This window comes from Actinophytocola sp. (assembly GCF_035634895.1).
Classification (GTDB): Bacteria; Actinomycetota; Actinomycetes; order Mycobacteriales; family Pseudonocardiaceae; genus Actinophytocola.
In genome coordinates this window covers 14,289-34,710 of sequence record NZ_DASQCC010000017.1, presented here as the reverse complement: position 1 = coordinate 34,710, position 20,422 = coordinate 14,289, and the positions used below count along the sequence as shown (strand labels likewise).

The following is a 20,422-nucleotide window of genomic DNA, read 5'->3' as shown; positions in this document are numbered from 1 at the left end:
GGCCGCCGAGTACGCCGGGTCGGCGCCCGCCGCGCCCGCGTTGCAGTACGCGGACTACGCGGTGTGGCAACAGGACCGGCTCTCGGGTCCGGAGATGGAGGAACACACCGAGTACTGGCGCCGGGCGCTCGACGGTGCCACCCCGCTCGAACTGCCCACCGACCGCCCGCGTCCCGCGATGCGATCCACCAGGGGCGCGGCGCACGAGTTCACGGTGCCCGGGGCATTGGCCACGCGGCTCACCGAAGTCGCCGCCACCAACGACACGACGCTGTTCACCACCCTGACAGCGGCCTCCGCGGTCCTGCTGGCCCGCTACAGCGGCCAGCGGGACGTGTCGTTGGGCACCGTGACCTCCGGACGTACCCGCCCCGAGCTGGACGGGGTCGTCGGGTTCTTCGTCAACACCGTCGTCCTGCGGTCCGCGGTGGACCTGGCCGGGTCGTTCGCCGACCTGCTGGCACGGGTCCGGGCGGACACCCTCGAGGCGCTGCGCCACGACGAGGTGCCGTTCGACCGGCTCGTCGAGGTCGCGGGCGCGCCCCGCGACCCCAGCCGCAACCCGCTGTTCGACGTCATGGTGACGGTCCAGAACGAACGCGCGGGTCTGCCGCCGTTCCCCGGACTGGCCGTGGAGGAGGTCGCGCTGCGGCGCGCGAACGCCAACTTCGACCTCAGCATCGACTTCACCGAGCGGGCCGACCGCATCGACTGCGTCGTCGAGTACAGCACCGACCTGTTCGACCAGGCCACGGTCGAGCGCATGGCCGGACATCTGCTTGCCCTGCTCGACGCCGTCACCGCCACCCCGCGCCGCCCGCTCGCCGAGCTGGCGTGGCTGTCGGCCACCGAACGCCACACCCTGCTGCACACCTGGAACGACACCGCGCACGACGTCCCCGCCACCACCTTCCCGGCCGTGTTCGAGGCACAGGCCCGGCGCACCCCCGACCGGATCGCGCTGACGTGCGGCCCGGAGCGACTGACCTTCGCCGAGCTGGACCGCCGCGCCAACCAGTGGGCACACCGGCTCGTCGCCGGCGGCGCCGGGCCGGAGCGGGTGGTGGCCGTCGCGCTGCCGCGCACCGCCGACGCGGTCGTCGCGCAGCTGGCCGTCTTCAAGGCCGGCGCGATCCACCTCGCCGTCGACCCCACCCTGCCGGCCGCCCGGCGCGCCCAGCTCGTCGCGGACTCCCGGGCCGTGCTCGTCGTGGACCGTCCACCCGAGACGGACGGGCTGCCGGACACCCCACCGGCGCCCGGCCCGCGGCCCGACCACGCCGCCTACGTGATCTACACGTCCGGGTCCACCGGCCGGCCCAAGGGCGTCGTCGTCGAGCACCGGAGCCTGGTGAACCTGCTGCACAACCACCGCGCCGAGTTCGCCGCGGCGACCGGCGGGGCGACCCTGCGGGTCGCGCTGTCCGCGGTCTTCTCCTTCGACACGTCGTGGGAGGGCCCGGTCCTCATGGCCGCGGGCCACGAGTTGCACCTGATCACCGACGAGGTGCGGCTCGACGCCGAGGCGTTCGTGGACTACGTGGTCGCCAACCGGATCGACCTGGTGGACCTGACCCCGACCTATCTGCGGCGGCTCCTGCCCGCCGGCCTCCTGTCCGACCCACGGCACCGGCCGGCGATCATGACGGTCGGCGGCGAGGCGCTGGACGAGCCGCTGTGGCGCGAGCTGGCCGCGCTGCCCGCCACCACCGTCTACAACTTCTACGGCCCCACCGAGGTCACCGTCGACGCGCTGACCACACCGGTCACGGGGGAGCGGCCGATCATCGGCCGTCCACTGTGGAACACCCGCGCGTACGTGCTCGACGAGAGCCTGGCGCCGGTGCCGGCCGGCGTGCCGGGCGAGCTGTACCTCGCTGGCTCGCAGGTCGCCCGCGGCTACCTCGACCGGCCGGGGCTGACCGCGCGGCGGTTCGTCGCCGACCCGTTCGGCCCGCCGGGCACCCGCATGTACCGCACCGGCGACCTCGCCAGGTGGACCCCCGCCGGCACCGTCGAGTACCTGGGCCGCACCGACGACCAGATCAAGATCCGCGGCTTCCGCATCGAGCCGGGTGAGGTCGAGGCCGCGCTGCTGGACTGCGCCGGCGTCGCCGAGGCATGCGTGGCCGCCCGGGAGGACGGCGGGCACCGCAGGCTCGTCGGCTACGTCGTGCCCACCCCCGACGGTGATCCCACGCCGACCGGGCTGCGGGCCGAGCTGAAGCGGGTCCTGCCCGACTACCTGGTGCCGGCCGTGTTCGTCCTGCTCGACCGGCTGCCGCTCGCCGCGAGCGGCAAGATCGACCGGAAGGCTCTGCCCGCACCGCAGGCGGACGCCGGGACCGCGTACCAGGAACCCGTCGGCGAGATGGAGGCGGCGCTCGCGGCGCTGTGGGCCGAGGTCCTCGGCGCCGAGCGGGTCGGCCGCGACGACAACTTCTTCGGGCTCGGCGGCGACTCGATCCTGTCCATCCAGCTCGTGTCCCGTGCCCGCCAGGCCGGCCTGCGATTCACCTCCCGCGACGTGTTCGCGAACCAGACCATCGCCGAGCTGGCGACCGTCGTCACCACGGCCGTGCCCACCGCCGTGACCGCCCCCGCACCGGCCGGTCCCGCGCCCCTGACCCCGGTCCAGTCCTGGTTCCTCGGCACCCACGGCCCCCGGCCGCACTACACGATGTCGCTCGCGTCGGACCTCGCCGACGGGGTCGACCGCACCGCGCTGACCGCCGCCGTGCGCGCGGTCGTGGCCCACCACGACGCGCTGCGCACCCGGTTCCACCTCAACGGTGACACGTGGCGGCAGGAGCCCGCGGCGTCCACCGTGGACGTCGAGACGATCGACCTCGCCTCGGTCGCCGAGGCCGACGTCCCGACCCGCGTGGCCGCCGCCGCCGAGACGGCGCGGGCGGCGCTGGACCTCATCGAGGGGCCCGTGCTGCGGGTCCTGCTGTTCGACCTCGGACGTGGGCGGCCGGCCCGGCTCCTGCTGGTCGCCCACCACCTCGTCGTGGACGGGGTGTCGTGGCGGGTGCTGGCGGAGGACCTGCGCACCGCCTACACCCAGGCGGTGGCGGGTGAGCCGATGCGGCTCACCGCCACCGGCACGGGGTTCGGCGAGTGGGCACACCGGCTGCGTGCGCACGTCGCCGCCGGCGGGTTCGACGACGACCTGCCGTACTGGACCGCCCTGCCCTCCCCGGCGCCGCTGCCCGCCGACCGGGACGGCGAGGCCACCGCCGGCACCGCCCGCTCGCTGACCGCCCGCCTCGACCGCGACACCACCGCCACGCTGCTGCGCCTCGCCGAGGAGCGCTACCGCGCCCACGCCGACGAGGTCCTGCTGACCGCACTCGGCCGCGTCCTCGCCGGCTGGACCGGCGAGGACGCCGTCGCCGTCACGCTGGAGGGCCACGGCCGCGAGGACGTCCTCCCCGGCGCCGACCTGTCCCGCACGGTCGGCTGGTTCACCTCGCTGTACCCGCTGTGGCTCACCGTGCCCGCGGACGGCTGGGACGCCATCCTCAAGGCGGTCAAGGAACGGGTCCGTGCCCTGCCCCGGCGCGGCATGAGCTTCGACGCGCTGCGCCAGCTGCGTCCCGGCAGCGGGCTCACGACGCCGCTGCCCGAGATCTGCTTCAACTACCACGGCCGCTGGGACGACCCGGGCGACACCGGCCCCTTCCGCACCCGCCTCGAGCCCTCCGGCGCCGAGGTCGAGGCCGCCGCGCCGCTCGACTTCCCGCTGGAGATCAACGGTGTGGTCGAGCACGGCGAGCTGGTCCTGAACTGGCAGTACTCCACCGCCCGCCACAACGAGCACACCGTGCGCGGCCTCGCCGACGGCATGGTCGCGGCCCTGCACGCCCTCGCCGAGCACTGCGCGCGGCCCGGCTCCGGCGGCCGCACCCCGTCGGACTTCCCGCTCGCCCGCCTCACCCAGGCCCAGGTCGACGCGATCGCCGGGGACGGCGCGGGTGTCGAGGACATCTACCCGCTCACCCCGCTCCAGGCGGGCATGCTGTTCCACAGCCTCGTCGACCCGGACAGCGGCGCCTACGTCGACCAGGTCCGGCTCACCCTCGACGGCGTGGGCGACCCCGACACGCTCGCCGAGGCGTTCCGGCAGGTCGCCGAGCACACGCCGGTCCTGCGCACCCGCCTGGTCTGGGAGGGCGTCGACGAGCCGGTCCAGGTCGTGCACCGCGGTGTCGACCTCGACATCGCCCAGCACGACCTGCGCCCCCTGACCGAGGCGGCGCGGACCGCCATCCTCGACGAGCTGCTGGCCCGCGACCGCGCGGACCGCATCGACCCCGCCCGCGCGCCGCTGACCCGGCTGGCCATCGTGCGCACCGGCGACGACCGGGTCGAGCTCGTCTGGTCCACCCACCACGTCCTGCTCGACGGGTGGAGCACCGGGCAGGTGTTCGCCGAGGTGGTCGCCCGCCACGCGGCGATCACCCGCGGCCAGCCCGCCGCCGTGCCGGCCCGCCGCCCGTTCCGCGACTACCTGACCTGGCTCGCCGCCCAGGACACCGACGCCGCCGACACCTACTGGCGGTCCGTGCTGGCCGGCTTCGACGCACCCGTCGCGATCCCGTACGACCGGCCACCCACCCTGGCACACCGCACCGAGTCCAGCGCCGCCGTGCGCACCGGGCTGGACGCGAGCCGGCTACGCGCCGCCGCCCAGCGGGCCGGGCTGACCGTCAACACCGTCGTGCAGGGCGCGTGGGCGCTGCTGCTGTCCCGCTGGGCGGGCACCGACGACGTGGTGTTCGGCAGCACCACCTCCGGCCGGCCCGCCGAGCTGCCGGGCGTCGAGTCGATGGTCGGCATGTTCATCAACACCGTGCCCACCCGGGTCGCCGTCGACCCGCGCCGCCCGGCCGGTCCCTGGCTCCGTGACCTCCAGGCCGCGCAGAGCGAGGCCCGCCGCCACGACTTCCTCGCGCTGACCCGCGTGCAGTCCCACGCCGACCTCGCCCCGGGCGCCGCGCTGTTCGACAGCGTGGTGGTGTTCGAGAACTACCCGTTCGAGGACGCGTCCACCTCGGACGGTCTGCGCCTGGCCGGCGTGCGGACGATCGACACCACCAACCTGCCGCTGACCCTGTCCGTGCACCTGGACGAGCGGGTCCACTTCGAGCTGGCCTACGACCCCGCCCTGCTGGACGCCGCCACCGCCGGCCGCGTGGCCGGCTGGCTGAGCGCACTCGTCACCGGGCTGGCCGAGGACCTGACCCGCCCGCTCGGCGAGCTGGGCTGGCTGTCCGAAGCCGACCGCGCGCTGGTGCTCCCGGCCCCCGAGCACGCGGTCATCGCCGGGGCGCCGCTGTACCACCACGTGGTCCGGCACCAGGCCACCCGCACCCCCCACGCCACCGCCGTCGTGTGCGGTGACGTGGCGCTGACCTTCGTCGAGCTGGAGACCGCCGCGAACCGCCTGGCCAACCGGCTCGTCGCCGCCGGCGCCGGACCGGAGACGGTGGTCGGGCTGCGGCTGCCGCGGTCGGTCGACCTGGTCGTGGCGCTGCTCGCCGTGCTGAAGTCGGGCGCGGCCTACCTGCCCATCGACCCGGGCCTGCCCGCCGAGCGCGTCGAGTTCCTGCTCGCCGACGCCCGGCCGGTGCTGGTGCTCGACGAGCTGGGCGACCTGTCGGCGTATCCGGCAACCGACCCCGACGTCCTGGTGCGGCCCGAGAACGCCGCGTACGTGATCTACACGTCCGGCTCCACCGGGCAGCCCAAGGGCGTCGTGGTCGGCCACGGCAACCTGGCCGCCCTGCTGCACGACCACCGCAACGACCTCATCGAGCAGCTCACCCGGCCGCAGCGGTTCGCGCTGACCGCCGCCTTCTCGTTCGACACCTCGCTGGAGGGCCTGCTGTTCCTGGCCGCGGGCCACGAGCTTCATGTGATCGACGAGGACCTGCGCCTCGACCCGCCCGCGCTCGTGAGCTACTTCCGCCGCAGGGGAGTCACCGCCGCCGACCTCACCCCGACCTACGCCACCCAGCTCATGGCCGCCGGGCTCGCCGACGCCGGCCTCGAGCTGGTCATGCTCGGCGGCGAGGCCACCGGCGACACCCTGTGGCAGGCACTGGCCGCCCGCACGGACCTGACCGCGGTCAACTACTACGGCCCCACCGAGGTCACCGTCGACGCCACCGTTCGCACGCTGACCCCGGGCAGCCGCCCGCTGATCGGCCGTCCACTCACGACGGTCCGCGCCTACGTGCTGGACGCCGAGCTGCGCCCGGTGCCCGTCGGCGTGCCGGGCGAGCTGTACCTGGCCGGCCCGCAGGTCGCCCGCGGCTACCTGAACCGGGCGGGCCTGTCCGCCTCCCGTTTCGTCGCCGACCCGTTCGGCAGGCCCGGCACACGCATGTACCGCACCGGCGACCGCGTCCGCTGGACCACCGGGGGCGACCTGGACTACCTGGGCCGCACCGACGACCAGGTCAAGATCCGCGGCTTCCGCGTGGAGCCCGGCGAGGTCGCCGCCGTTCTGCGCCGCCTGCCCGGGGTGCGGGACGCGGCCGTGATCGCCCGCGAGGACGGCGCCACCGGCGTCCGGCTCGTCGCCTACCTCGTCGGCGACACCGACGACCCCCGCGCCGCGCTCGCGCGGGTGCTGCCCGACTATCTCGTGCCCGCCGCGTTCGTCCCGCTCGCCGAGCTGCCCATGACCACCGCCGGCAAGCTGGACCGCCGCGCCCTGCCCGCACCCGACCTGAGCGCCACGGACACCTACGTCCCGCCCCGCAGCGAGGCCGAACGGGTCGTGGCCGCGGCATGGGCCGACGTGCTCGGCGTCGACCGGGTCGGCGCGCACGACAACTTCTTCGCCCTCGGCGGGGACTCGATCCTGTCCATCCGCGTGGTGTCGCGGCTGCGTGCCGCCTTCGGCACCCAGATCTCCCCGCGCGCGGTCTTCGAGCACCCGACCGTCGCCGCGCTCGCGAAGGCCGTCCCGGGCGGCGACACCGCGACCATCCCCGCCCGCGCCGGCACCGGGCCCGCCCCGATGTCCTTCGCCCAGCAGCGGTTGTGGTTCCTCGACCAGTTCGAGGAGGGCGGCACCGAGTACGTCACCCCGACCATGCTGCGCCTGACCGGAGACCTCGACGTCGACGCGCTCACCACCGCGCTCACCGGCCTCGTCGTCCGCCACGAGTCACTGCGCACCACCTTCGACGAGGTCGACGGCCGCGGTGTGCAGCTCGTGCATCCCGCCCGGCCCGCCGACCTCACGCTGGTGGACCTCGCCGGCGAGCAGGACCGGCTCGACGAGGTGCTGGCCGCCGAGTGCGCGCGCCCGTTCGACCTGCGCCGCGGCCCGCTGCTGCGCACCACGCTGGTCCGGCTCACCCCGACCGAGCACGTGCTCGTGCTGGCACTGCACCACATCGTCACCGACGGCTGGTCCACCGCCGTACTCACCGAGGACCTCGCCGCCCTCTACGCCGGCGCGACCCTCGACCCGATCCCGTTGCGCTACAACGACTTCGCCGCCTGGCAACGCGACTGGGCCGCCGGCGAGGACGCGGCACGCAGCCTCGACCACTGGCGCACGGCACTCGCCGGCGTCGAACCGCTGGACCTGCCGACCGACCGGCCGCGCCCGGCGGTGCGCACCGCCAACGGCGCGGTGCACCGGTTCGGCCTGCCGGCCGAGGAGACCGCCGCACTGGTCGAGCTGGGCAAGCGCCGCGACAGCACGCTGTTCATGACGCTGCTCGCCGCCTGCCAGGTGCTGCTGGCCCGCTACTCGGGCCAGCGCGACATCGCCGTCGGCACCGTCACCGCCGGCCGCGACCGCGCCGAGCTGGACCGGCTCGTCGGGTTCTTCGTCAACACCGTCACCCTGCGCACCGACGTCGACCCGGCGGAGACCTTCGCCGGCCTGCTGCGGCGGGTGCGTGGCACCGTGCTGGCCGCGTTCGCCCACCAGGACGTGCCGTTCGAACGCGTGGTGGACGCGCTGGCCCCCGAGCGCGACCCCAGCCGCAACCCCCTGTTCGACGTGATGGTGTTGCTGCAGAACACCCCGGACGAGGTACCGGACCTGCCCGGGCTCACCGCGACCGAGGTCGCCGCGCCGATCGTCAGTTCGACCCACGACCTGACGATCGAGTTCCAGCAGTACGGCCCCGAGCTGCTCGCCGGCATCGAGTACAACCCCGACCTGTTCGACGCGGACACCATCGCCCGCCTCGCACACCACCTGCGGGTCCTGCTCGCCGAAGTCGCCGCGGCACCGGACCGGCCGCTGGCCGCCGTCGACCTCACCGACACCGGCGAACGCGCCAGGCTGCTCGACGAGTGGCAGGGCCGCGACACCGGCCCGCACCCGCTGTTCACCGAGGTGTTCGCGGCCCAGGCCGCCCGCACCCCGGACGCGGTCGCCGTCGTGTGCGGCGCCGAGTCCCGTACCTTCGCCGAGCTGGACGCCGACGCCAACCGGCTCGCCCACTGGCTCCGCGCGCACGGCGCCGGCCCGGAACGGCACGTCGCGCTGCGCCTGCCCCGGTCGGTCGACTTCGTCGTCGGCCTGCTCGGCGTGCTGAAGTCGGGCGCCGCCTACATTCCCGTCGACCGCGGCCTGCCGGCCGACCGCGTCGAGTTCCTGCTCGCCGACACCGCCCCCGCGGTCGTCCTCGACGCCCTGCCCGACACCGCGGGCCTGCCCGCCACCGACCCCGGCGTGGTGGCGCACCCGCGGCACCGGGCCTACGTCATCCACACCTCCGGGTCGACCGGGCAGCCCAAGGGCGTCGTGGTCGACCACGGCAACCTGGCCGCCCTGCTGCACGACCACCGGCAGCACCTCATCGGCCGGCTGCCCGGCCGGCAGCGGTTCGCGCTGACCGCCACGTTCTCGTTCGACACCTCGCTGGAGGGCCTGCTGTTCCTGGCCGCGGGCCACGAGCTGCACGTGATCGACGAGGACCTGCGCCTCGACCCGCCCATGCTGGTCGAGCACTTCCGCCGCACCGGGATCACGGCGGTCGACCTCACCCCCACCTACGCCACCCAGCTGGTGACGGCAGGACTGCTGACGGCCGGCCTGAACATGGTCATGATCGGCGGCGAGGCCGCCGGCGAGCGGCTGTGGCGGTCACTCGCCGGGCAGCCGGACCTCATGGCGGTCAACTACTACGGCCCCACCGAGGTCACGGTGGACGCCACGGGCTGCCGGATCACCCCCGGCACCCGGCCCGTGATCGGCCGGCCGATGCGGACGGTGCGCGCGTACGTGCTGGACACCGAGCTGCGGCCGGTGCCCGTCGGCGTGCCGGGCGAGCTGTACCTGGCGGGCCCGCAGGTCGCCCGCGGCTACCTGGACCGGCCGGTGCTGACCGCGCGACGGTTCGTCGCCGACCCGTTCGGTGCCCCGGGCACGCGCATGTACCGCACCGGCGACCGCGTCCGCTGGACCACCGGGGGCGAGCTGGACTACCTCGGCCGGGTCGACGACCAGGTCAAGATCCGCGGCCACCGGGTCGAGCCCGGCGAGACGACCGCCGTCCTGCTCGCCCACCCCGACGTGCGCGACGCCGCCGTGGTCGCCCGGAAGGCAGGCGACCACCTGCGGCTCGTCGGCTACGTCGTCGGCGGCGACCCCGACGAGCTGACCTCCCACCTGCGTGCCACCCTGCCCGACTACCTCGTGCCCGCCGCGCTCGTGCCCCTCGACCGCCTGCCGCTGACGCCCAGCGGCAAGCTCGACCACCGCGCCCTGCCCGAACCCGCGATGCGCGAGGACCGCGGCCACGTCGCACCCCGCGCCGGCATGGAGGCCGACCTGGCCGCGATCTGGACCGACGTCCTCGGCGCCGGCACGGTCGGCGCGCACGACAACTTCTTCGCCCTCGGCGGCGACTCCATCCTGAGCATGCAGGTCGTCTCGACGGCCCGTGAGGCCGGGATCCGCCTGACGGCCAAGGACATCTTCCTCCGCCAGACCGTCGCCGACCTCGCCATCGTCGCCACCCGCGACACCGGTCCCGCACCCGTCGCCGAGGTCGCCGGACCCGCGCCGCTCACGCCGATCCAGCGCTGGCTGTTCGCCACGCTCCCGGCACACCGCGACCACTACGCGATGTCCATGACCGTCGAGGTGGACCCGCACGTCGACGCCGAGCGGCTGCGCGCGGCGCTGGCCGCGCTCGTCGAGCACCACCCCGCGCTGCGGACCCGGTTCACCGACACCACCCAGGAACCCGGACCAGCGGGCGACGTCCTCGACGTGGTGGCCGGGGACGTCGCCCGCGACCAGCTCGCGCGTGCCGCGCAGGAGTCCCTGCGGCCCACCGAGGGGAGGGTGCTGCGCGCGATCCTGTTCGCCGGCGGCACCCCGGTGCTCTTCCTGACCGCGCACCACCTGGTCGTGGACGCCGTGTCCTGGCGGATCCTGCTCGCCGACCTCGAACGCGCCTACCGCGGCGCGGAGCTCGGTCCCCGCACCGTCTCCTTCGGGCAGTGGGCCCGGCTGCTCGACGAGCACACGCGCGCCGGCGGCTTCGACGACGACCTGGCGTACTGGCAGGCGATCCCCGCCACGCCACCGCTGCCCGTCGACCACGAGAACGGCGGCAACCGGGTCGCCGACGCCCGCGGCGTGACCACGGTCCTCAGCGAGGAGGAGACCGACGCCCTGCTGCGCCAGGTGCCCGACGCCTACCGCACGCAGGTCAACGACGTGCTGCTCGCCGCGATCGGACGCGCCGTCGGCGAATGGACCGGACAGCCGCGGGTCCTCGTCACCCTGGAGGGCCACGGCCGCGAGGACGTCCTCGACGGCGTGGACACCAGCCGCACCGCCGGCTGGTTCACCAGCGAGTTCCCCGTCGCGATCGACGTGCCCGCCGGCTGGGACGCGACGATCAAGTCCGTCAAGGAAACCCTGCGTGCCGTGCCACGCAACGGCATCAGCTTCGGGGCACTGCGCCACCTCCGCCCAGGCGCGGGCCTCGACGACGTGCCCGCCCCCCAGATCTGCGTGAACTACCTCGGCCGCTACGCGTCGGAGGACGCGGCGGAGGGCCTGCTGCGGGCCGACGCCGGCCACCTCGGCCAGGACATCGCGCCCGGCGCGGAACGCGGACACCTGATCGACATCCTCGCCGCCGTCGAGAACGGCCGCCTGCGGCTGGAATGGGAGTACAGCGGCGAGGTCCACGACGAGCGGACGATCCGGCGCCTCGCCGACCGCGCCGCCGACGCGCTGCGCGAGATCACCGCGCACTGCGCCGAACACGGCGGACGCACCCCGTCGGACTTCCCCCTCGCCACCCTCACACAGTCCGAAGTGGACCTGCTGGTCGACGGCCGGGACGTCGAGGACGTCTACGCGCTCACCCCGATGCAGGCCGGCATGCTGTTCCACAGCCTCGACGACGCCGGCGCCTACGTCACCCACACCCGCGTCCGGCTGTCCGGTGTGGACGATCCGGAGCTGTTCGCCGCCGCGTGGCAGCGGGTCGTCGACCGCACCCCGATCCTGCGCACCGCGTTCGCCTGGCGCGGCGTCGGCACCCCGGCGCAGGTCGTGTACCGGCACGTCGACGTCCCCGTCGAGCACCGGCCGATCACCGACGCCGACGAGTCCGTCGACCTCGACCCGGCCGCCGCACCGCTCATGCGGCTGGTGCTGGCGCCCGCCGGGCCCGGCGCGGTCGAGCTGCTGTGGACCTGCCACCACCTGCTGCTCGACGGCTGGAGCACCTCCCAGGTGTTCGGCGACGTGCTGGGCGAGTACCTCGCGCTCACCACCGGCCGGCCCGCGGCACAACCCGTCCGGCGCCCCTTCCGCGACTACCTGGCCTGGCTCGCCGGCCAGGACGTGGCCGCGGCCGAGCACCACTGGCGCGACGTCCTCGCCGGGATCACCGGCCGCACCCCGCTGCCCTTCGACCGTCCACCCGTCGCCGCCCACCGCACCGAGACGACCGCTGCCGTCCGGCTGTCGCTGCCGGCGGCCGACCTCGAGCGCACCGCCCGCGAGCACGGCCTGACCGTCAACACCGTCGTGCAGGCCGCGTGGGCGCTGCTGCTCGCCCGGTACAGCGGTGAGCAGGACGTCGTGTTCGGCACCACCGTGTCCGGCCGGCCCGGCGACCTGCCCGGCGCCGAGTCGATCGTCGGCATGTTCATCAACACCGTGCCCAGCCGCGTCCACGTCGAGCCGGGCGAGGCCGTGCTGCCGTGGCTGCGTGCGCTGCAGGAGGCGCAGGCCGAGTCCCGCCGCTTCGACTTCCTGTCACTGGCCCAGGTCCGGGCCTGCGGCACGATGACCGGTGCGGCCGGGCCGCTGTTCGACAGCCTCGTCGCGTTCGAGAACTACCCCATCGAGGCCGAGCACACCGACGGCCCGCAGGTCGCGGCCGCCGACAGCGTCGAGACCACCAACCTGGCGCTGAGCCTCACGGCCCACGTCGACGACGCCGGCCTGCACCTGGAGCTGGGCTACGACCCGCGCCTGTTCGACCGGTCCACCGCCGAGACCCTCGCCACCCGGCTCCGCCGGCTCGTCGCGGCCATGGCCACCGACCCCGACCGCACACTGGGCGAGCTGCCGCTGCTGTCGACCGCCGAACGCCGGCTGGTGCTCGACGAGTGGCAGGGCGCCGCGACCGACACCCGGCCCGCCACGCTGATCGACCTGTTCCGCGCCCAGGCCGAGCGGACACCCGACGCGCCGGCACTGATCGCCGGGGACCAGGAGCTGACCTACGCGGAGCTGGCCGAGCGCGTCGACACGCTCGGGCGGGTGCTCGCCGCCCGCGGTGCCCGCCCGGAGACGGTCGTGGCACTGGTGCTGCCGCGGTCGATCGAGCTGATCGTCGCGCAGCTGGCCGTGGCCGCCGCCGGTGCGGCCTACCTGCCGGTCGACCCCGACTACCCGAGCGACCGCAAGGAGTTCATGCTCGCCGACACCGAGCCGGTGCTCGTCATCGACGACCTGTCCCAGGTGTCCGCGCTCGCCGCGGAACCCGGCGCCGAGCCCGCGGTCGCCGAGGTGACCAACGCGGCCTACGTCATCTACACCTCCGGGTCGACCGGCCGCCCCAAGGGGGTCGTCGTCACCCACGCCGGGCTGGCGAACTTCGCCGCCGCCGAGGCACACCAGTTCGCGGCCCGGCCCGGTGACCGGGTGCTGGCGTTCTCCTCGCCGAGCTTCGACGCGTCGGTGCTGGAGCTGTGCCTGGCCCTGCCCAACGGCGCCGCGCTGGTCGTCCCACCGCCCGGGCCGCTGCTGGGCGAGCACCTCGGCGCGGCACTGCGGGACTGCCGCATCAACCACACGTTCATCCCGCCGGCCGCGATGGCCACCGTGCCCGCGATGGCACTGCCCGACCTGCGGTCCCTGATGGTCGGCGGCGACGCGTGCACCGCGGCGCTCGTCCGGCAGTGGGCACCGGGCCGCCGGATGCTCAACGGGTACGGCCCGACCGAGGCCACCGCGATCAGCACCTGGTCCGAGCCGCTGACCCCGGACGGCGCCACCCCGCCCATCGGCCGGCCGATCCCGCGGTTCCGCGGGCTCGTGCTCGACGACGACCTGCGACCGGTGCCGGTCGGGATGCGTGGCGAGCTGTACATCGGGGGCGTCGGCCTGGCCCGCGGGTACCTGAGGCGGCCGGGACTGACGGCGTCGCGGTTCGTCGCCGACCCGCACGGCGGGCCGGGGGAGCGGATGTACCGGACCGGCGACCACGTGCGCTGGACCGCCGCCGGGGAGCTGGAGTTCCTCGGCCGCGTCGACGGCCAGGTGAAGGTGCGTGGCTTCCGCGTCGAGCTGGGCGAGGTCGAGGCGGTGCTGCGTGAGCACCCGGACGTCGCCGACGCCGTCGCCGCCGCCCGGCCCGACGACGCGGGCCACAAGCGGCTCCTCGGCTACGTTGTGGCCGAGCCGGGACGCGCGCCGTCCGGGGGCGAGCTGCGTGAGTTCCTCGCCGCGCGGCTGCCGGCGTACATGGTGCCCACCGGGTTCGCCGTCATCGACGCGCTGCCCATGTCCCCCAACGGAAAGGTCGACCGGCGCGCCCTGCCCGAGCCGGACCTGGCACCCGCCGCGCCCGAGTTCGCCGCGCCCAGGACCGCGGTCGAGGCCACGCTCGCCCAGGTGTGGGCGGACGTCCTCGGGGTCGACCGGGTCGGCGTCACCGACAACTACTTCGCCCTCGGCGGCGACTCCATCCTGAGCATCCAGGTCGTCTCCCGGGTACGCGACGCACTCGGCGTCGAGATGTCACCGCTCACCCTCTTCACCCACAGCACGGTCGCCGAGCTGGCCGACGTGCTGGGCGACCAGCTCGCCGAGCGGATCCCGGCCGTGCCCGACGGCCCCGACCACCCGCTCTCGTTCGCCCAGCAGCGGCTGTGGTTCCTGCACCAGTACGAGCCGGACAGCACCGAGTACACCGTGCCCCTGGCCGTGCGGCTGCGTGGACGACTCGACCGCGACGCGCTCTCAGCCGCCATGACCGCGCTGGTGGCCCGGCACGAGTCGCTGCGCACCACCTGTCACGAGGTCGACGGACACGGCGTGGCGCGCATCCACCCACCCGGCGACGTCCCGCTGCCGGTCACCGCGGTCACCGACCTCGACGCCGCACTCGCCGAGGCCGCCGCCGAGCCGTTCGACCTGGCCACCGGGCCGCTGTTCCGGCCGGCCGTGCTCCGGGTCGCGCCCGACGACCACGTGCTCGCCCTGACCGCGCACCACGTGATCACCGACGGCTGGTCGGCCGGCGTGATGGTGCGTGACCTCGCCGAGCTGTACCGCGCCCACGTCGCCGGCACCCGGGCCGACCTGCCCGAGCCGCCGGTGCGCTACCGCGACTTCGCCGCCTGGCAACGCTCCCGCGGCGAGGTGCTGGACACCCAGCTCGCGCACTGGCGGCGCGTGCTGGCCGGCGTGCCCGCGCTCGAACTGCCCGCCGACCGCCCACGACCCGCGGCACACACCACCGCGGGCGCACAGCTGGAGTTGACCGTGCCGGCGACCGTCGCCGACGCCCTGCGCACGGTCGCCCGCGGCCAGGACGGCACCCTGTTCCTGGCGCTGGTCGCCGCGTGCACCGCGCTGCTGCACCGCTTCAGCGGGCAGGACGACTTCGCGGTCGGCACCGTCTCCAACGGCCGGACGCACCCGGACCTGCGGCGGCTCGTCGGGTTCTTCGTCAACACGATCGCGCTGCGCACCCCCGTCGACGCCCGCCTGCCGTTCACCGACCACCTGCGGCGGGTGCGGGAGACCGCGCTGGCCGCGTTCGACAACCAGGACGTGCCCTTCGAGCGGGTCGTCGACGCCGTCGACCCGGACCGCGACCCGGGCCGGACGCCGCTGTTCCAGGCCATGGTCGTGCTGCAGAACGCGGCCGGCCGCGGCGCGGACGGCGTGGCGGGGTTCCCCGGGCTCACCGCCGAGGACGTCGAGTTCCCGGTCGTCTCCGCGAGCTACGACCTGACCTTCGAGTTCCACGAGATCGAGGACGGCTCGCTGGGCGCGACGCTCACCTACAACACCGACCTGTTCGACGCCGCCACCGCCCGGCGGTTCGCCGCCGGACTCGACCGCGTCCTGTCCGCCGCGGCCGCCGACCCGACCGTGCCCGTCGGCGCCATCGACGTCGTCACCGACGCCGAACGCGACCTCGTCGACTCCTGGCACGACGCCGGCCCGGACATCGCGCCCGCGACGCTGATCGAGCTGTTCCGGTCACAGGTCGCGCGGACGCCCGACGCGCCCGCCCTGATCGCCGGCGACCTCGTGCTGACCTACGCCGAGCTGTCGGCCCGCGCCGACCGGCTGGCGCGCGTGCTGGCCGCCAGGGGCGCCCGCCCCGAGACGGTCGTCGCCCTGGCACTGCCCCGCTCCGCCGAACTGGTCGTCGCCCAGCTCGCGGTCGCCGCGACCGGCGCCGCCTACCTGCCGGTGGACCCGGACTATCCGAGCGACCGCAAGGAGTTCATGCTCGCCGACGCCCGGCCGGTGCTCGTCGTCGACGACCCCGCCCAGGTGTCCACAGTGGACGAGGGGATCGAACCGGCGGTCGCCGAGCTGGCCAACACCGCCTACCTCATCTACACCTCCGGGTCGACCGGGCGGCCCAAGGGCGTGGCCGTGACCCACGCCGGACTCGCCAACTTCGCGTTCGCGGAGGCCGACCGGTTCGCCGTGCGGCCCGGCGACCGCGTGCTGGCTTTCTCCTCACCGAGTTTCGACGCCTCGGTGCTGGAGCTGTGCCTCGCGCTGCCGCACGGCGCGGCCATCGTCGTGCCGCCGCCCGGCCCGCTGCTGGGCGAGCACCTCGGCGCGGTGCTGCGGGACTGCCGGATCACCCACACCCTCATCCCGCCGGTCGCGCTGGCGACCGTGCCGGCGATGGACCTCCCCGACCTGGCCACACTGGTCGTCGGCGGCGACGCCTGCTCGGCCGCCCTCGTCCGCCAGTGGGCGCCGGGCCGGCGGCTGGTCAACGCCTACGGCCCGACCGAGGCGACCGTCGTCGCCACCTGGTCGCGGCCGCTGTCCGCGGACCGCGGCACCCCGCCCATCGGCCGGCCCATCTGGCACACCCGCGCGCTCGTCGTCGACGACGACCTGCGACCGGTGCCGGTCGGCGTGCCCGGCGAGCTGTACGTCGCGGGCGTCGGGCTGGCGCGGGGGTACCTCGGCCGGCCGGGGCTCACCGCGTCCCGGTTCCTCGCCAACCCGCACGGCGAGCCGGGGGAGCGGATGTACCGCACCGGCGACCTGGTGCGGTGGAACGCCGACGGCGAGCTGGAGTTCCTGGGCCGTGCCGACGACCAGGTCAAGGTCCGCGGCTTCCGCATCGAGCTGGGCGAGGTCGAGGCCGCGCTGCGTGAGCACCCGGACGTCACCGACGCCGTCGCCGCCGTCCGGCCCGACGCGGCGGGCCACAAGCGGCTCGTCGGCTACGTGGTCGCCGGCGCGGACCTGTCCGGCGGCGAGCTGCGTGACTTCCTGACCGAACGGGTCCCCGCGTACCTGGTGCCCACCGGGTTCGCCGTCATCGATGCGCTTCCCATGTCCCCCAACGGAAAGGTCGACCGCCGCGCGCTGCCGGAGCCCGACCTCGTGCCCGCCGCGGCCGAGTACGTCGCCCCCACCACCCCGGTGGAGACCACGCTCGCCCAGGTGTGGGCCGACGTCCTCGGGGTCGACCGGGTCGGGGTCACCGACAACTTCTTCGCGCTCGGCGGCGACTCGATCCTCAGCGTCCAGGTCGTGGCGCGGTCCCGCCGCCACGGGCTCTACCTGACCACCAAGGACCTGTTCCAGGCGAGGACGATCGCCGAGCTGGCCGGGCTCGTCTCGGTCGAGGCCGGGGTCGAGGACCGGGCCGAGGTCGTCGGTACGGCGCCGCTCACCCCGATCCAGCACTGGTTCTTCTCCTCGGCGCGGGCGAACCCGCACCACTTCAACCAGGCCCACCACGTCGAGCTGTCGGCTGAGCCCGATCTCACGGCCCTGCGCACCGCACTCGACGCGCTGGTCGCCCACCACGACTCGCTGCGCCTGCGGTTCCACGAGGACGCGGCCGGCTGGCACCAGGAACACGCCCCGCACGAGCCCGTCGACATCCTCGACGTGCACGACCTGTCCGGGCCGGCGGACCCGGCCGTGGCCGAGCTGGCCGACGCCGCCCACGCCGGCTTCGACCTCGCGAGTCCTCCGCTGCTGCGGGCGGTGCTGTTCCGGTTCGCCGACGGCGGCCGGCCCCGGCTGCTGCTCGTCGCGCACCACCTCGTGGTCGACGGCGTGTCGTGGCGGCTGCTGCTCGACGACCTGGACACCGCCTACCACCAGGCACTGCGTGGCCCGGTCGACCTCGGCGCCAAGACCACCTCGTGGCAACGCTGGTCGACCGCGCTCACCGAGCTGGTCGCCGGCGGCGGCCTCGACCACGAACTGCCCTACTGGCAGGAGGCGTCCGGCGACGGCGACCTGCCCACCGACCTGCCCACGGACCGGGCAGGCGGCCCGGCCGGCCTCGACGCGATCGAGATCGCGCTCGACACCACCGACACCGACGCGTTGCTGCGCGGGGCGCCCACCGCCTACCGCACACGGGTCAACGACGTGCTGCTCGCCGCACTGGCCTGGGCGCTCACCCGCTGGACCGGTCGCGACCGCGTCGCCGTCACCCTCGAAGGGCACGGCCGCGAGGACGTCCTGGACCTCGACGTGTCCCGCACGGCCGGCTGGTTCACCACGATGTTCCCGGTCGCGGTCTCGGTCACCGACGGCGACTGGCGGACCGTCGTCCGCGGGGTCCGCAAGCAGCTGCGTGCCTTGCCCGGCAACGGTTTCGGCTACGGCGCACTGCGTTACCTCGGTACCCTCGACCCGCCGGGACCGCTGCCCCGGCTGTCGTTCAACTACCTCGGCCAGTTCGACTCCCGCGCCGAGGAGGACGGCGGCCTGTTCGGCGCCACCCTGCCCGCCATCGGCGCCGACCACGACCCGGCCGACACCGGCCAGCACCTCATCGACGTGGTCGGCGAGGTCAACGACGGCCAGCTGTCGTTCGTCTGGTACTACCGGACCGACCACTACGCCCGCGGCACGATCGAGACGGTCGCCGGTGACTTCGCCAAGGCACTGCGCGGCATCGCGGGGGACGTCCGATGACGACGTCCGAGGTGGACACACCGTCCCTGGCCCGCAACCGCGACTTCACGCTGCTGTGGGTCGGGCAAGGCGCCGCCGAGATCGGCTTCAGCGCGTCCACGCTGGCGTTCCCGCTCGTCGTGCTGGCGCTCACCGGCTCCGCCGCGGCGTCGGGACTGGTGCTCGCGGCCGACGCCGTCGCACAGGCCGCGCTCGCACTGCCCGGCGGCGCGCTCGTCGATCGCTGGAACCGCCGGCGCGTCATGCTGGCCTGCGAGATCGCCCAGGTGCTGGCGCTCACCAGCCTCGTCGCGGCACTGCTGCTCGGCGTCGCCGGCGTGGCGCACATGGCCGTGGTCGCCGCCGTGCTGGGCGGCTGCCGCGCACTGTTCGAACCCGCCGAGGACGCGATCCTGGCCGCCATCGTGCCGGAGGCACAGCTCGCCACGGCCGTCGCCACCAACAGCGCGCGCTCGTCGGTCGGGCAGATGGCCGGCACCGCGCTGGGCGGCGTGCTGTTCGGCGTGACCCGGTGGGCGCCGTTCCTGCTGGACCTCGTGACGCACGTCTTCGCGTTCACCACGCTGCTGTTCGTGCGCGCCCCCGCGCGGGAGACCACCCGCGCGCCGCTGCGGCACCTCGGCCGCGAGATCGGCGAAGGACTGCGCTGGCTGTGGCAGCGCAGGGAGATCCGCATGACCACCGGGTGCGCCGTCGCGCTCAACTTCTTCTTCGCCGCCTACTACCTGGTGGTCGTCGTCCTCGCACAGCGCCGCGGCATCCCGGCGGGGGAGATCGGCGTGATGGCCGCGATGCTCGGTGTCGGCGGCGTGGTCGGCGCGCTGCTGGCACCGTGGCTGCACCGCCGCCTGACCCCGCACGTGGCCATCGCCGGCGTGTTCTGGGCGCTCGCCGCGCTGTCCCCGCTGGCCGTGCCCGTCGACAACGGCTACCTGCTCGGTGTCCTGTTCGCGCTCATGGCGCTGCTGGCGCCCACCGCCAACACGACGATCATCACCCACCAGCTCCTGCTGACACCGGACGAGCTGCGCGGGCGCCTGTCCGGCACGCTCAACGTCGCCATCGGCGCGGCCGCGGCCGCCGGCCCGGCCCTCGGCGGCCTGCTGGCCCAGGCCGTCACCCCGACCACCGCCGTGCTCGTCTGCGCGGTGGGCATGACCGTCGCCGCACTGGCGGTGACCGTGAACCCGACACTGCGCCACTACCCGGGGCGCACCGAAAGAGAGGAACCCACACCATGAGGGACGACATCACCTACCGCGTGCTCGTCAACGACGAGGAGCAGTACTCGCTGTGGCCGGCCCACCTCGACGTCCCCGCCGGCTGGCGCACCGAAGGCCCCACCGGCACCCAGGAGGAGTGCGCCGCGTACGTGGACGAGACGTGGACCGACATGCGCCCCCGCACGCTGCGCGAACACATGGACATCGGCTAGTCACGACGGACCGGCGCCTTGCCGGCGGAAACCTGGATCCACCGACAGACCCACCGACATGGGTGGACACCGCACTGGTCACGACGGCGAACCGGCGGAAGCCTGGACCCATCACCATGGGTGGACACCGCACCGGTGACCCGCCCCGGCGGACGGCGACCCGCCCGGGCGGAGGTGACCACCAGGTGCCACCGCCGCGCGAACGCGGGACTCGATATGGGTGAACGCGGGACTCGCGAGGTGTCAGGTGATTGGTGGGGTGTCGCCGGTTTGTGTCGGGAGGCCGGCGTTGGGCGTGGACGCCGTGT

General features: G+C 74.6%; 3 protein-coding genes. All 3 read left to right on the top strand.

Annotated elements, in window-relative coordinates:
- Positions 1-18,679 (top strand): non-ribosomal peptide synthase/polyketide synthase (locus VET29_RS03055; protein WP_324914253.1); only part of this gene is annotated, 18,679 nt, incomplete at its 5' end.
- Positions 18,676-19,920, top strand: a complete 1,245-nt coding sequence (locus VET29_RS03050; protein ID WP_324914250.1) for an MFS transporter — start codon at positions 18,676-18,678, stop codon at positions 19,918-19,920. The genes VET29_RS03055 and VET29_RS03050, both read left to right, overlap by 4 nt.
- Positions 19,917-20,114 (top strand): MbtH family protein, encoded by a 198-nt coding sequence (locus VET29_RS03045; RefSeq protein WP_324914246.1) that lies wholly within the window; start codon positions 19,917-19,919, stop codon positions 20,112-20,114. The genes VET29_RS03050 and VET29_RS03045 overlap by 4 nt, the downstream gene beginning before the upstream one ends.
- Positions 20,115-20,422 lie beyond the last annotated feature (308 nt).